The organism is Bradyrhizobium sp. S3.7.6, from assembly GCF_054061875.1.
Map to the genome: position 1 here is coordinate 615188 of NZ_JBSSEQ010000001.1, position 13443 is coordinate 628630.

Sequence of the window (13443 nt, forward strand, 5' to 3'; positions counted from 1 at the left end):
TCCTCATGGCCCTGACGCTAGAGACGCGCGACCTCACCATCCGCTTCGGCGGCCATGTCGCGGTCAACAACGTCACCTGCACGTTCCGCCCCGGCGAGCTCACCGCCATCGTCGGGCCGAACGGCGCCGGCAAGACCACCTATTTCAACCTGATCTCGGGCCAGCTGCGCGCTTCACACGGCAGCATCCTATTCGACGGCACCGACATCACCCAACATTCCGCGCCGCTGCGCACCCGCGCGGGCCTTGGCCGCGCCTTCCAGCTCACCAACCTGTTTCCGAATCTCACCGTGGAAGAGAACGTCCGCCTCGCGGTGCAGGCGGCCAGCGGCACCCATTACGACATGCTGCGGCCCTGGATGGTCCGCCGCGACCTGATCGCCCGCGCCGATGCCATCCTCGACCAGGTCGCACTCGGCAATCGCCGCGGCGTCGCCGCCACTGCGCTGTCGCATGGCGACCAGCGCAAGCTCGAGGTCGCGCTGATGATCGCGCTCGAACCCAAAGTGTTCATGTTCGACGAGCCGACCGCGGGCATGAGCATCGACGAGGTGCCGGTCGTGCTGAACCTGATCGCCCAGCTCAAGCAGGACAAGAGCAAGATCATCCTCCTCGTCGAGCACAAGATGGACGTGGTGCGCTCGCTCGCCGACCGCATCATCGTGCTGCACAACGGACAACTTGTCGCCGACGGTCCGCCGGCCGAGGTGATCGCCTCACCGATCGTGCAGGAAGCCTATCTCGGCGTTGCTCCAAAGAGTGCCGCATGACAGATCTGCTCAAACTCTCCGGCGTGCACACGCATATCGGCCGCTACCACATCCTCCAGGGCATCGACCTCGCGGTACCGCAGGGCCAGACCACCATGCTGCTCGGCCGCAACGGCGCCGGCAAGACCACGACGCTGCGCACCGTGATGGGCCTGTGGCAGGCCTCCAGCGGCGAAATCACGCTCGCAGGCGAGCGCATCGAGAGCCGCGCCACGCCCGACATCGCGCGGCTCGGCGTCGGCTACGTGCCGGAGAGCATGGCGGTGTTTTCCGACCTCACGGTGAAGGAAAACCTGGTGCTGGCGGCGCGCGACGGGCCGCTCGACGATACCCAGCTCGACTGGATCTTCGGCTTCTTCCCCGCGCTGCGCCGGTTCTGGCTGTCGCGCGCGGGAAGCCTCTCGGGCGGACAGAAGCAGATGTTGTCGATCGCGCGCGCCATCGTCGAGCCGCGCAAGCTGCTGCTGATCGACGAGCCGACCAAGGGGCTGGCGCCCGCGATCGTCATGGCACTGATCGAGTGCCTGAAGGAGATCGAGCGCAAGGGCGCGACGATCCTGATGGTCGAACAGAATTTCTTTGCCGCCCGCGAGCTCGGCGACAACGTGCTGGTCATGGACAACGGCACCATCGTCCATCGCGGCGAGATGGCGGCGCTCGCCGCCGACGTGCCGCTGCAGGAGCGGCTGCTCGGCCTGAGCCTGGAGGCGCATCAGTGACTGAACTCGCCGCAAATGATCCACTGCCGAAGCCGAAGCGCGATCTCGCGCCGATCCTGCTGCCGGTCGCACTGGCGCTTGCGATGATTCCCCTGGTGGGGTCACCCAGCACCTGGCTGACGCTGACCGCCGCGAGTCTCGCCATGGGCATGATGATCTTCATCATGGCTTCGGGGCTGACGCTGGTGTTCGGCCTGATGGACGTGCTCAATTTCGGCCACGGCGCCTTCATCGCCGTCGGCGCCTATGTGGCAACCCTCGTGCTGGCGCCGTTCGCGGCCTCGATGCAGGCGGATTCGCTGTGGACGAACCTCGCGGTGCTGGCGCCGGCAGCGCTGCTGTCGATGGCGGTGTCCGGCGCGCTCGGCCTGGTCGTCGAGCGCGTGCTGATCCTGCCCGTCTACGGCCAGCACCTGAAGCAGATCCTGATGACGACGGGCGGCCTGATCGTCGCCGAGCAGACGCTCTATGCGCTGTGGGGACCGCAGATCATCCCGACACCCTTGCCGACCTCGCTGCGAGGCTCCTTCATCCTCGGCGACGTCGCGATCGCCAAATACCGTGTGCTGGCGATGCTCGTCGGCCTCGCGGTCTTCATCGCGATCCAGCTCGTGCTCAACCGCACCAAGCTCGGCCTGCTGATCCGCGCCGGCGTCGAGAACCGCGAGATGGTCGAGGCGCTCGGCTATCGCATCCGCCGCCTGTTCCTCGGCGTGTTCATGACGGGATCGGCGCTCGCCGGCCTCGGCGGCGTGATGTGGGCGCTGTATCGCGAGCAGGTCCACGCCTCCATGAGCGACGACCTCACCGTCTTGATTTTCATCGTCGTCATCATCGGCGGCCTCGGCTCGATCGGCGGCTGCTTCATCGGCGCCATCCTGGTCGCGATGGTGGCCAATTACGGCGGCTTCCTGGTGCCGAAACTCGCCCTCGTCTCCAACATCCTGCTGATGGTCGCCATTCTGATGTGGCGGCCGCGCGGCCTCTATGCGGTGACCAGCCGATGATGCTCCTGTCAGGCGATCCGCCGAAGAGCCGCGTGCTCACGCTCCTCCTCATCGTCATCATCCTGGCGCTGGCGGCGACGCCGTTCCTGTTCCCGGGTGCCAAGGCGCTGAACGTCGCGGCCAAGATCTGCGTCTTCGCCGCGCTGGTCGCCTCCTACGACCTCCTGCTCGGCTATACCGGCTCGGTGTCGTTCGCCCACACCATGTTCTACGGCATCGGCAGCTACGCCATCGCGATCGCGCTGTACGGGATGGGCCCGAACTGGGCCGCGGTCGCGACCGGCATCGTCGTCGGCCTGCCGCTCGCGGCGCTGCTCACGCTCGCGATCGGCCTGTTCTCGCTGCGGGTGGCCGCGATCTTCTTTGCCATGATCACGCTCGCGGTCGCCTCCGCCTTCCAGGTGCTGGCTTCGCAGCTCTCCTGGCTGACGGGCGGCGAGGACGGGCGCAGCTTCCAGCTGCCGGAATTGCTGCGGCCCGGCACGGTGCTGATCTCCAAGAACCTGTTCGGATTCGAGATCAACGGCCGCATCCTCACCTTCTACCTGGTGTTCGCCGTCTCAGCCCTGATGATCCTCGCTCTGTTGCGTGTCGTGAACTCGCCGTTCGGACGCGTGCTCCAGGCGATCCGCGAGAACCGCTTTCGCGCCGAGGCGCTCGGCTTTCGCACCGTCTTCCACCTGACCTACGCCAACTGCCTCGCCGCGCTGGTCGCCGCCAGCGCCGGCATTTTGAACGCGCTGTGGCTGCGCTATGCCGGTCCCGACACCTCGCTCAGCTTCTCGATCATGCTGGACATTCTGTTGATGGTGGTGATCGGCGGCATGGGCACGATCTACGGCGCGATCATCGGCGCCACCATCTTCATCCTCGCCCAGAACTATCTGCAATCGCTGATGGGCGTCGCCTCCAAGGCGGCGAGCGAAGCCGGCCTGCCGTTGCTGCCGGGGCTGCTGCATCCCGATCGCTGGCTGCTGTGGCTCGGGCTGCTGTTCATCGCCAGCGTCTACTTCTTCCCGACCGGCGTCGTCGGACGTCTGCGCAACGCCGGCCGCGACAAGAGCGCGGGCGCTTCGCATTAAGCTGCGGTTAATGATGCAGCGCAGCGGTTGTGATGGGCACGGCACAACCGCGACGTGATTCCCGCCCCACTGCATACGGGCGCGGCTGCACAACCGGATTAATGCTTAGGTAACTGGCTTTCCTAAGGTTTGCGCCATTTGTGCGGTGTATTCCTGTCCTTCCAGGGAGGGGGAATGCGCCAGGTCTTTTCCACGGTGACAGCCGGAATGTCATCAGCCGCGACCAACGGCTGGGCGGCCTTGGCGCGGCGTGGTCCTGTCCTCTGGCTGACCCTGTGCGGCGTGTTGCTGGTCGCCGGGATCTTCGCCGTGACCGCCATGGCCGTCGGCGAATTCCGCGAGCGCACCCTGGCCAACCGCGAGCGCGAGCTGGAAAACACGGTGCAGCTGATCGCACGGCACTTCGATCAGCAATTCCAGGATTCCGACGTCGTCGCCGCCGACCTGATCGGGCAGATGAACCTGCCGGAGATCACCTCGCCGGCGATGTTCCGCGAGCGCATGTCCGGGCTCGCGACGAATCAGATGCTGCGGAGCAAGATCAGCTCCGTCTCCTATCTCGGCGACATCGCGATCTACGATGCCGACGGCGAGCTGATCAACTGGTCGCGGGCCGAGCCGCTGCCCAAGATCAACGTCTCCTCGCGCGCCTATTTCCAGACGTTCAAATCCGATCCGATGGCCGAATCGGTCATCCTGGAATCCGTCCGCAGCTTCATCATCGGCAAATGGACCACGATCGTCGCGCGGCGGCTGAGCGGCGCGGACGGCAGCACCTTCCTCGGCGCCATGGTCCGGCGGATCGATCCGGACAGCTACCGGCAGTATTTCGCTTCTGTCGCGCTTGCCGAGGGTACGGCGATCTCGCTGTTCGATCGCGAAGGCAAGATGCTGGCGCGCTATCCACATGTCGAAGAGCTGATCGGCAGGAATTTCAAGGACGCGCCGCTGATGCGCAAGATGCTGGCCGAGGGCGGCCGGCACACGCTGCGCGTCAAGGGTCCGATCGACGGCGAGGACCGCCTCGGCTCGGGGGCCTCGCTGTCGCATTTCCCGCTGGTCATCGTCGCGACCAACACCACGAGCGCCGCGCTGGCCGACTGGCGTCAGCAGACCGGCTTCATGGTCACCACGGCAACGCTTTCGGCGATCGTGATCGCATTGATCCTCTTCCTGATCATCCGCCAGATCAGCCGGCAGAACCGGGAAGCCCAGGAGCGGATCGAAGCGGAACGGCTCCGGCTCGACACCGCCCTGAACAACATGTCGCAAGGGCTGATCCTGTACGACGCCGCCGGATTTATCGTCACCTGCAACCGCCGCTACTCCGAGATGTTCGGCCTGTCCGACGACATCATCAAGCCCGGCTGTCACATCCGCGAGGCGATGCAGCATCGCAAGGAGCGTGGCACGTTCGGCGGCGACGTCGAGACGTTTTGCACCGATGTGATGCGGGTCGTCGCCGAGGGCAAGGTCTCCAGCAGGATCCACGAACTGCCCAACGGCCGCGCCTTCCAGGTCATCAACACCCCGCTGGCGCAGGGCGGATGGGTCGCCACGATCGAGGAAATCACCGAGCGGCGCAATCTGGAGCAGGAGCGCGACCGCAACTACATGTTCCTGCGCGAGATCATCGATCACATCCCCTCGCAGATCACGGTGAAGGATGCCCTGACGCGGCAATATCTGCTGGTCAACCGGACCGCCGAGGAGCAGTTCGGCCAGTCGGGTGACGTCATCGTCGGCAAGACTCCTTTCGACATGTATCCGGAGGCCGCCGCCAGGATCGTCAACGACGACGACAGCAAGGCGCTGCAGGCGCCCGGGGGATTGTTCAAGGACGAGCACACCTGGCAGAGCCAGACCAAGGGACCGCGCTACATCACCTCGACCCGGATCGGCATTCGCGACAAGTCCGGCGAGCCGCGCTACCTCATCAGCGTCGTCGAGGATGTCACCGAGCGGCGGCGCGCCCACGAGAAGATCGCGCATATGGCGCATTACGATGCGCTGACCGACCTGCCGAACCGCACGCTGTTCCGCGAACAGATCGAGCGCGAGCTGGCGAAGGTCGCCGGCGGCGAACAGTTCGCGCTGCTCTATATCGACGTCGACGAATTCAAGGGCATCAACGATTCGCTCGGCCATCACGTCGGCGACGAGCTGCTGAAGGCGATCGCGACCCGGCTGCGCGGCTGCCTCAAGAAGAGCGACCTGATCGCGCGGCTCGGCGGCGACGAATTCGCCGTGATCCAGACCGGAATCCAGTCCTCTGCGGACGTGCTATCGTTCGTGACGCGGATCTACGAGGCGATCCGCCAGCCCTATCACTGCCTCGGCCATCAGCTCTCCACCGACGCCAGCATCGGCATCGCGCTGGCGCCGCAGGACGGGACCGATCTCGACCAGCTCATCAAGCACGCCGATCTTGCGATGTACGGCGCCAAGGCCGAAGGACGCCGCACCCATCGCTTCTTCGAGCCGGAGATGGATGCGAGCGCCAAGGCGCGCCTGACCATGGAGCAGGATCTGCGCCAGGCGCTGGTGAATGGCGGCTTCGAGATCCACTACCAGCCGCTGGTCGACCTGAGCACCAACGACGTGTCGGGCTGCGAGGCGCTGCTGCGCTGGCGGCATCCCGAACGCGGCTGGGTGTCGCCGGCGGAGTTCATTCCGATTGCCGAGGATACCGGCCTGATCAACGAGCTCGGCGACTGGGTGCTGCGCATGGCCTGCAACGAGGCCGCGACCTGGCCGGCGCATGTGCGGATTGCGGTCAACGTCTCGCCGGTGCAGCTCAAATGCGACACGCTGGCGCTGCGGATTGCCGGCGCACTCGCCGCCTCCGGGCTCTCTCCCTCCCGGCTCGAGCTCGAAATCACCGAGGCCGTGCTGATCCGCGACGACGAGGCCGCGCTCTCGATCCTGCACCAGCTCCGGTCCATCGGCGTGCGCATCGCGCTCGACGATTTCGGCACCGGCTATTCCTCGCTGAGCTATCTGAAGCGCTTCCCGTTCGACAAGATCAAGATCGACCGCTGCTTCGTCGCCGACATCGCGGAGACCAGCGGCGCGCCAGTGATCGTGCAGGCGGTGGTGAACATCGCCGCGGCGAGCCACATGACCACCGTCGCCGAGGGCGTCGAGACCGAGGCGCAGCGCGAGATGCTGCGCGCGCTCGGCTGCACGGAGATGCAGGGTTATCTGTTCAGCAAACCGAAGCCGGCCGCCGAGGTGCGAAAGCTGTTCGGTCCGAACGATGCCGCGCCGGTGGCGGCGGTGGCCTGAGATGGCGAAGCCGAGGAAAACGTCAGCGAAAGGCGTCGACGTCGCGGATTCCTATGCCGTGCGGCTGATGCAGCATCTGGTGGTGCCGACCTTCGTGATCGACCCCAAGCGCCGCGTCGTGATCTGGAACAGAGCCTGCGAGCGGCTGACCGGCGTCCCCGCCGCGGAGGTGATCGGCACGACGAAACACTGGCAGGCCTTCTACGAGACCCGGCGCCCCTGCCTCGCCGACCTGGTCGCGCTCGACCGTCCCGAGCAGCTGCCGGAGTTTTATTCGGAATATGCCGCACGCGGCCACAACGGGCTCGGCTTTTCCGCGGAGAACTGGTGCGTGATGCCCAAGCTCGGCAGCCAGCTCTATCTCGCGATCGACGCTGGCCCGATCCACGACGAGGCCGGCCAGCTGATCGCCGTGGTGGAGACGCTGCGCGACCTCACCGATCAGAAGCGCGCCGAGATGGCGCTTAAGGAGCTCGCCACCAAGGACGGGCTGACCGGCCTGTCGAACCGGCGCGCCTTCGACCAGATGCTGATGAGCGAATGGGCCCGCGCCCAGCGGACGCAGAAGCCGATGGCGCTGCTGTTCGTCGACGTCGATCATTTCAAGCTGTTCAACGACCGGCACGGCCACCAGAGCGGCGACGAATGCCTGCGCGCGGTCGCTGATGTCGTCAGCCGCCATGCCGTGCGCCCGCTCGACCTCGCCAGCCGCTATGGCGGAGAAGAGTTCGCGCTGATCCTGCCCGACGTGGATTGCGATGCCGCCTGCGCCATCGCCGAGGAGATCCGCCGTGCCGTCATGGCCTTGCGGATCGCTCATGGAGCTGTTGACGCCGGCGACCACGTCACCCTCAGCGTCGGCGTCGCAAGCCATATTCCCACTGAGGCCGACGGCAGCCCCGACCGGCTGCTGGGTGCGGCCGACGAGGCGCTCTATGCGGCAAAACGGCTCGGCCGCAACCGCGTCATCTGCTCCGAACGCCTGCTTGCCGAATTCGCGCACGCCGATCGCGGCTCGCCCGGGATTCAAGTCGCCGCCAATCGCCGGTCCAGCCGGGGCTGACGTTCATCCCACCGAAGGTTCTATTGCGTTCGGCCTCACCAGCAGGTGATGTTGCGCCGGAACAACACGGACATTTTCTTCTCGAAAAGCCGCAATTTCTCGGGCGCTCGTTTGAATATAGATATGTCGTTGCCTGGAGCCGTATTCGCTTTGAAATTTCCCCGCCCATCTCGCAGTGCCCTCCCCTCCGCCAAAAACGCCATCGCCTGGTCGCGAGTCACGGCCGAACCCGGCTCGGCCGCCAAGACCAACCGCTGATGACCGAAGCAGCCGGTTCGTTTCGCGGACGTGTCCACCGCGGAACGCAGCAAATTGGTGGCACCTGCATCGAGCTCGAGGCCGCGGGCGAGCGAATCCTGCTCGACCTTGGCCTTCCGCTGGATGCCGACGGCGCGTCCGACGATCTTCTCCCGCCTGTGGCCGGGCTTCGCGTCGAAGATCCAACCCTGCGTGCGGTTGTCCTGTCGCACGGACACGGCGATCATTGGGGTTTGCTCCCCCTGTGCAGACCCAATGTCCCCCTCGCCATGGGCGCTGCGACCGCGCGCATCATGTGTGCGGCAGCTCCTTTCGTGCCCAACGCCTTCGTGCCCAATGTTTCATTCGAGCTGAACGATCGCAGAACCTTCCAGATCGGCCCGTTCAGCATCACGCCCTATCTTGTCGATCACTCGGCCTATGATGCCTATGCGCTGCTGATCCAGGCTGCCGGCCGGCGTCTGTTCTACAGCGGCGACATCCGTGCGCACGGTCGCAAGGGCGGTCTGTTCGAGCGATTGGTGAGCCATCCGCCCCGCGGTATCGACACGATGCTGATGGAGGGGTCGAGCCTCGGCCGTCTCGACGAGCACACGCAATTCCCGACGGAGGACGACATCGAGGCGAGGCTGACCGAGAGTTTTGAGCAGCCAGGCTTCGTCATCCTCTCGGCGTCCGCGCAGAACATCGATCGCATCGTCAGTATCTATCGCGCCTGCAAGCGCAGCGGCCGGACGCTGCTGCTGGACCTCTATGCGATGGAGATATTGCGGGCCACTGGCAACGAGCGCTTGCCGAACGCCGGCTGGCCCAATTTGTCGGTCTATGTGCCGGAATATCAACGGCGGCAGATCGCAAGGAAAAAGCGCTTCGACCTGCTGGATCCCTACAAATCCGCACGGATCTACCGCGAGCGCATCACCGAGATCGCCGATCGCACCGTGATGCTGTTTCGCCCGGCGATGGCCGACGACGTGGAGACCGCAAATCTCTGGCCCGGCACCAGAGCGATCTGGTCGCAATGGGACGGATATCTGAAGGACGGTCCTGGCGCCAGACTGAAGGCGGATCTCGCGACACGCGGCGTTCCCATCGAGATCATCCACACCTCGGGCCACGCCAGCATCCTGGATCTCAAGCGGCTCGCGAACGCAATACAGCCGGACAGGCTCGTGCCCGTTCACACATTCGAAGGCGACAGTTTCTCCAGATATTTTGACAACGTCACGCGACGCAGCGATGGCGAATGGTGGGAGGTATGAGATGAGCTTCAGACGCGGAATCCGGGGCGACGACTTTCGCAAGGCACTCGAGACACTCGCCCAGCAGGATGGCTGGTGGAAAGACGTTCTCGCCGATCCCACACTCATCATCGGCATTCGGGACGAGTACCTGAACGTCTACTGGCAGGGGCAATCCATCTTCAAAGTGTCATTCAAGGGCGGGAAGGTGACCGCCTCGACGCACGAGAAATATCTGCTGAATCCGGACTTGAAGGATCAGGTCTCGCTGGTCGAGGGGAAGTTCGCCTTCGGCAACGCCGAGCCAAGAATGCTGACGCGCGACTACGAAGGCGCAGAGACGCTGGCGAAGCTCAAAAGGGCCGCATCGCCCTATTCCGGACAGGAGAAGGAAGGCGTCCACGAGATCGCGACGTCCAATCTCTCCGTCGTCGACGTCGAGATTGCGATCAACGCATCCGGCGTCCCCGGCATCAAGCGGAACCTCCCCCGCATGGACCTGGCGAACTTCGAAACGACGGCGACCAGCGTGGATCTAGTGTTCTGGGAGGCCAAGACGTTCAGCAACCCTGAGCTGGAGAACGGCGATATTGTCGGTCAGATCGCGGACTATCAGAAGGTGATCGACCTTCACAAGACGGAGATCGAAGACAGCTATCGATGCGTTGCGAATAATCTGGCCGGCATGGCGAAATGGAGCAACGGACATCGCAATGTGGCTGCGGCGATCCGCGCTGTTGCGGACGGGGCCAAGCTCAACGTGAGCAGCGCCAATGTCGGGCTGCTCGTGTATGATTTCACCGCGGTTCAACGCGATCGCAAGGACAAGGACGGCAAGGCGCTGAGCGACAGAGTGATTGAATCGCTCGCGAAGGTGGGCGTGGGTCCGGAGCGGATCAGGCTCAAAGGCACGACAAAGGGTCTCACCATCTAAGTTGGCACGCGGGAGAAACCTGGCTTTGCATCTTCCCGAGCACGAAGAACTCACCTTCGCGATCGGCGACATCCACGGCTGCTTTGACAAGCTGACGTCGCTGCTCGCCGCGTGCGAGGAGCTTCGCGGCGAGCGGAGCGCGCAGTTTGTGCTTGTCGGAGACTATATCGACCGGGGACCCCAAAGCCGCGAGGTGATGGATTTTCTCGTCGGCAGCGAAGGGAAGCAGGACCGCCCCTTCGTCTGTCTGCGGGGCAACCATGAGGAGATGCTGCTTCGCGCGGCCGACATGGAGCGCACCGACCGCGACCTCATGAATTGGTGGGGCAACGGCGGCGAGCAGACGCTCGACAGCTACGGGATCGACGATCCCGCCGATCTGCCGAGCGAGCATCTCGACTGGATACGCGCGCTTCAGCTGACGAAAATCGAGCATGGGCGGCTGTTCGTCCATGCTGGACTACGGCCGGACGTGCCGCTGGCGTCACAATCCGAGCGAGACTTGCTGTGGATCCGGGAACCCTTCCTGTCGTCGGATCACGACCACGGGCTTTTCGTTGTCCATGGTCATACGCCGGTCCGGTCCGGGACACCTGATCTGCGAGCCAACCGGTTGAATCTGGATACCGGCGCCTGCTTTGGCGGCCCGCTCACCGCGGCCGTGTTCGCCACCTCGGAGACGGGCCCGTTGATGTTCGTGACCGATTCCGGCGAGATCTCGGGACCGGCCGCCCTCCGGGATTGAAGAGCGAAGCATAAGACCAGGAATTGGGCGATGCCGGGCGTCCGGGCACGGGCAAAGCGGAGGTTGCCCACTCCCCGCCAATCGGCTAAATGAACCTCGACTAGCACCCGTAGCTCAGCTGGATAGAGCGTTGCCCTCCGAAGGCAAAGGTCACACGTTCGAATCGTGTCGGGTGCGCCAGTCTCCCTACTCTTTACCGAGACTGTGTGCCGGACCGAGACTGTGTGCCGGCTTTTGACGCTGTGACGGCACCATCCATCAAATGTTGCGGCTCGCAATCTGGCCTTCGCAACGTCGCGCGCGCGTCCGGCTAAGCACGTCGAATGGAAAAGCGGTCACAAATCTCTGACCAACGGCGCAATTGATTGCACCCTTAAATTGTACTATTGTTCATGGGTTGCGGAAAATGAGCCCGATCGCGGCACGTTTCTGGTCGCGATCATCGGGGCAGGTCCGATTGTAGGCGTGATGTCGCAGACCGATATCCGGTTATTGTCGGACTGAATCACCCCAGGAGCGCTCGTCCCGCAAGCAATGAGCCAACACGGAACCTGCTTGACGACGTCGATCCAGTGGCGGCGCCAGGAACAGGGCTTCGCAATCAACCGAGTCGGGAGGGGTGCTTCAGATGAAAACCATCGCCCAGTTCGTCGAGGATCGCATTACGACGCTTTCCGACCTGAAAGACGCACTCCAGACCGCGATGCAATTGGAGTTCTCCACCATCCCGCCTTATCTTTGCGCGCAATGGTCGATCAACAGCGACCCGGGCGGTGTCGGCGGTATGATTCAGGACATTGTGGTGCAAGAGATGTATCACTTTGCCCTGGCAGGCAACATGCTGACCGCGATCGGCGGCGTGCCATCCATTGCCAATGCGACCTTCATTCCGAGCTACCCGACCAATGTCCTGCCCGGAGAAATTCTGCAAAAATTGCCCGTTGATCTGAAGCCGCTTACGCCAGATCAAGTTCAGGTCTTCATGCAGATCGAGTATCCGGAATTTCCACCGGTTGCGCTCGCCGCAAGAACGGGACCTGCGACGATTGGTGATTTCTACGATGCGATCGCCGAGGGTTTCACCACAGTCAATCCCGCGATCAATGCCAGCGCTTTCGCGGTCAATTCGGGGGAAGCAACGCCGATCAAGAGCATCGCCGATGCGCAGGCGGCGATCCTGCTGATCAAGGCCGAAGGTGAAGGTACGGAAGGCTCTCCTAACCAACCCCCAACCGGCAATGCAACATTCGCCCACTATTATGTCTTCAAGGAAATCTACACCGAGAAAACGCTGGTGCAGGATGCGGCTGGCCATTGGAGCTTTACGGGAGCACCAATCCCGTTTCCGACCTGGTTCGATTTTCAGCAATCGACCGTCACACCGAGTCCGTCGCTTGCGTTCAATCAGGCCCTGTCGCAGCTCTTGATCGGCCTTCAAACGTGCTGGACAAGCGGTACAAGACCCAGCATCGGCGCCATGTTCACACTTCAGTCGCTTGGCACGGACCTCATCCAGCAGGGCATTCGTCCTGAGTTCCTATGGGCGCCTCCGTCGGCATGAACTCCGGATCTGCCGCCTGCCTCCCTCACGTCAGCATCGAGATGATCGACTGGATCTGATCGGAGGCGGACGTCACCAGGGCGTCATACGAAGTATGACCGTGCGCGGCAGCCTTCAAAATGCATTCGGCGACAGCGGCTTTCAGACCGAACACCGACTGATCGGCCGGTACGCTCGCCATCACGGTCTCGAGGGCCTGGCGCATGGTCTGAATGAGCTCGGAGCTGTATTGCATTGGCTGTCCTCCGCGCTCCTATATAGGAACGCGTGCCTAGGCTCGCCACTCACGAGCCTGAGATTGCTCTTTGATGAACCTTGGACAAATCGCCTCAATTCAAGCGCCAGATGGCCGCATTGAGCAGGCCGGCAAAGGCGACCCAGGCTGCATAAGGTATGAACAACGCGGCGGCCAGCCTGTCCCGTGACGTCTCGAGACTGATGTAGGTCACGATCGCGACGAACAGGCAAATGAGTATGACGAGCGCGGCTCCGATCTGGTGCATCGTGAACATCACCGGAGACCAGACGAAATTGAGGGCCAGTTGCGCGGCCCAGACCTGCATCGCTCGACCCGGCGGCTCACGGCGAAAAGTCCGCCAGCCCGCAACCGCGATCATGATGTAAAGGATAGTCCACGCCACCGGGAACGCCCAGTTCGGCGGCACGAAACCCGGCTTGGCAAGGGCCGCATACCACTCTCCCGGAAGATTGGTCGCGCCGATCAGCCAGCCGATGCCGACCACACCGACGACGAAGACCAACAACTGAAGCATCC

The 13443-nt window shown here is 63.7% G+C and carries 13 protein-coding genes and 1 tRNA gene; 11 read left to right on the forward strand and 3 right to left on the reverse strand.

The features are described from left to right. Positions 1 to 5 precede the first annotated feature (5 nt). From ACVJ5M_RS02905 to ACVJ5M_RS02930, 6 genes are all read left to right on the forward strand, one after another. The gene (locus tag ACVJ5M_RS02905; RefSeq protein ID WP_028155337.1) at positions 6 to 770 is read left to right on the forward strand and encodes an ABC transporter ATP-binding protein; all 765 of its coding nucleotides are present in this window, start codon (positions 6 to 8) and stop codon (positions 768 to 770) included. Beyond that, a complete protein-coding gene (locus ACVJ5M_RS02910) occupies positions 767 to 1489 on the forward strand; it encodes an ABC transporter ATP-binding protein (protein ID WP_063980067.1) in 723 nt (240 codons plus the stop codon). The genes ACVJ5M_RS02905 and ACVJ5M_RS02910 overlap by 4 nt, the downstream gene beginning before the upstream one ends. Beyond that, entirely contained in the window at positions 1486 to 2496 is a 1011-nt protein-coding gene (locus ACVJ5M_RS02915; RefSeq protein ID WP_063980068.1) for a branched-chain amino acid ABC transporter permease, read from the forward strand. The genes ACVJ5M_RS02910 and ACVJ5M_RS02915 overlap by 4 nt, the downstream gene beginning before the upstream one ends. After that, on the forward strand, positions 2493 to 3578 hold the full coding sequence (locus ACVJ5M_RS02920) for a branched-chain amino acid ABC transporter permease (protein ID WP_456679255.1): 1086 nt from the start codon (positions 2493 to 2495) through the stop codon (positions 3576 to 3578). Before ACVJ5M_RS02915 ends, ACVJ5M_RS02920 begins: the two co-directional genes overlap by 4 nt. Before the next feature lie 174 nt (positions 3579 to 3752). After that, on the forward strand, positions 3753 to 6866 hold the full coding sequence (locus tag ACVJ5M_RS02925) for a bifunctional diguanylate cyclase/phosphodiesterase (protein ID WP_063980069.1): 3114 nt from the start codon (positions 3753 to 3755) through the stop codon (positions 6864 to 6866). Position 6867: 1 nt separating this feature from the next. Next, positions 6868 to 7929, forward strand: coding sequence for a sensor domain-containing diguanylate cyclase (locus ACVJ5M_RS02930; protein ID WP_063980070.1), 1062 nt, complete (start codon positions 6868 to 6870; stop codon positions 7927 to 7929). 35 nt (positions 7930 to 7964) lie between these two features. Here the strand turns inward: ACVJ5M_RS02930 and ACVJ5M_RS02935 are convergent, their stop codons facing one another. Further along, positions 7965 to 8414, reverse strand: a complete 450-nt coding sequence (locus ACVJ5M_RS02935; protein ID WP_231145501.1) for a hypothetical protein — start codon at positions 8412 to 8414, stop codon at positions 7965 to 7967. Here ACVJ5M_RS02935 and ACVJ5M_RS02940 point away from each other — a divergent pair. The 5 genes from ACVJ5M_RS02940 (at position 8307) to ACVJ5M_RS02960 (ending at position 12668) form a co-directional block, all read left to right on the forward strand. Further along, positions 8307 to 9449 carry an MBL fold metallo-hydrolase gene (locus ACVJ5M_RS02940; protein ID WP_231145446.1) on the forward strand — a complete coding sequence of 381 codons (1143 nt, stop codon included), beginning with the start codon at positions 8307 to 8309 and terminating at the stop codon, positions 9447 to 9449. The genes ACVJ5M_RS02935 and ACVJ5M_RS02940 overlap by 108 nt on opposite strands. Position 9450: 1 nt before the next feature. After that, entirely contained in the window at positions 9451 to 10362 is a 912-nt protein-coding gene (locus ACVJ5M_RS02945) for a hypothetical protein (protein ID WP_283017878.1), read from the forward strand. A gap of 25 nt (positions 10363 to 10387) precedes the next feature. After that, positions 10388 to 11107, forward strand: coding sequence for a metallophosphoesterase family protein (locus ACVJ5M_RS02950; RefSeq protein ID WP_063980074.1), 720 nt, complete (start codon positions 10388 to 10390; stop codon positions 11105 to 11107). Positions 11108 to 11210: 103 nt separating this feature from the next. Continuing rightward, positions 11211 to 11287: transfer RNA gene (locus ACVJ5M_RS02955), tRNA-Arg, on the forward strand. A gap of 448 nt (positions 11288 to 11735) precedes the next feature. Beyond that, on the forward strand, positions 11736 to 12668 hold the full coding sequence (locus ACVJ5M_RS02960; protein WP_063980075.1) for a ferritin-like domain-containing protein: 933 nt from the start codon (positions 11736 to 11738) through the stop codon (positions 12666 to 12668). Positions 12669 to 12693: 25 nt separating this feature from the next. On the opposite strand, the gene ACVJ5M_RS02965 is transcribed toward ACVJ5M_RS02960, so the two are convergent. Together ACVJ5M_RS02965 and ACVJ5M_RS02970 are read right to left on the reverse strand one after the other, a co-directional pair. After that, positions 12694 to 12903 carry a hypothetical protein gene (locus tag ACVJ5M_RS02965; RefSeq protein WP_014491045.1) on the reverse strand — a complete coding sequence of 70 codons (210 nt, stop codon included), beginning with the start codon at positions 12901 to 12903 and terminating at the stop codon, positions 12694 to 12696. A gap of 94 nt (positions 12904 to 12997) precedes the next feature. Further along, entirely contained in the window at positions 12998 to 13441 is a 444-nt protein-coding gene (locus ACVJ5M_RS02970) for a TspO/MBR family protein (RefSeq protein ID WP_084794905.1), read from the reverse strand. Between the last annotated feature and the right edge of the window lie 2 nt (positions 13442 to 13443).

Excerpts from the sequence above, each read along its gene's own strand:
- ACVJ5M_RS02905 (WP_028155337.1), top strand. The coding sequence starts at position 6 with ATGGCCCTGACGCTAGAGACGCGCGACCTCACCATCCGCTTCGGCGGC.
- ACVJ5M_RS02910 (WP_063980067.1), top strand. The coding sequence starts at position 767 with ATGACAGATCTGCTCAAACTCTCCGGCGTGCACACGCATATCGGCCGC.
- ACVJ5M_RS02920 (WP_456679255.1), top strand. The coding sequence starts at position 2,493 with ATGATGCTCCTGTCAGGCGATCCGCCGAAGAGCCGCGTGCTCACGCTC.
- ACVJ5M_RS02925 (WP_063980069.1), top strand. The coding sequence starts at position 3,753 with ATGCGCCAGGTCTTTTCCACGGTGACAGCCGGAATGTCATCAGCCGCG.
- ACVJ5M_RS02930 (WP_063980070.1), top strand. The coding sequence starts at position 6,868 with ATGGCGAAGCCGAGGAAAACGTCAGCGAAAGGCGTCGACGTCGCGGAT.
- ACVJ5M_RS02935 (WP_231145501.1), bottom strand. The coding sequence starts at position 8,414 with ATGATCGCCGTGTCCGTGCGACAGGACAACCGCACGCAGGGTTGGATC.
- ACVJ5M_RS02945 (WP_283017878.1), top strand. The coding sequence starts at position 9,451 with ATGAGCTTCAGACGCGGAATCCGGGGCGACGACTTTCGCAAGGCACTC.
- ACVJ5M_RS02960 (WP_063980075.1), top strand. The coding sequence starts at position 11,736 with ATGAAAACCATCGCCCAGTTCGTCGAGGATCGCATTACGACGCTTTCC.
- ACVJ5M_RS02965 (WP_014491045.1), bottom strand. The coding sequence starts at position 12,903 with ATGCAATACAGCTCCGAGCTCATTCAGACCATGCGCCAGGCCCTCGAG.
- ACVJ5M_RS02970 (WP_084794905.1), bottom strand. The coding sequence starts at position 13,441 with ATGCTTCAGTTGTTGGTCTTCGTCGTCGGTGTGGTCGGCATCGGCTGG.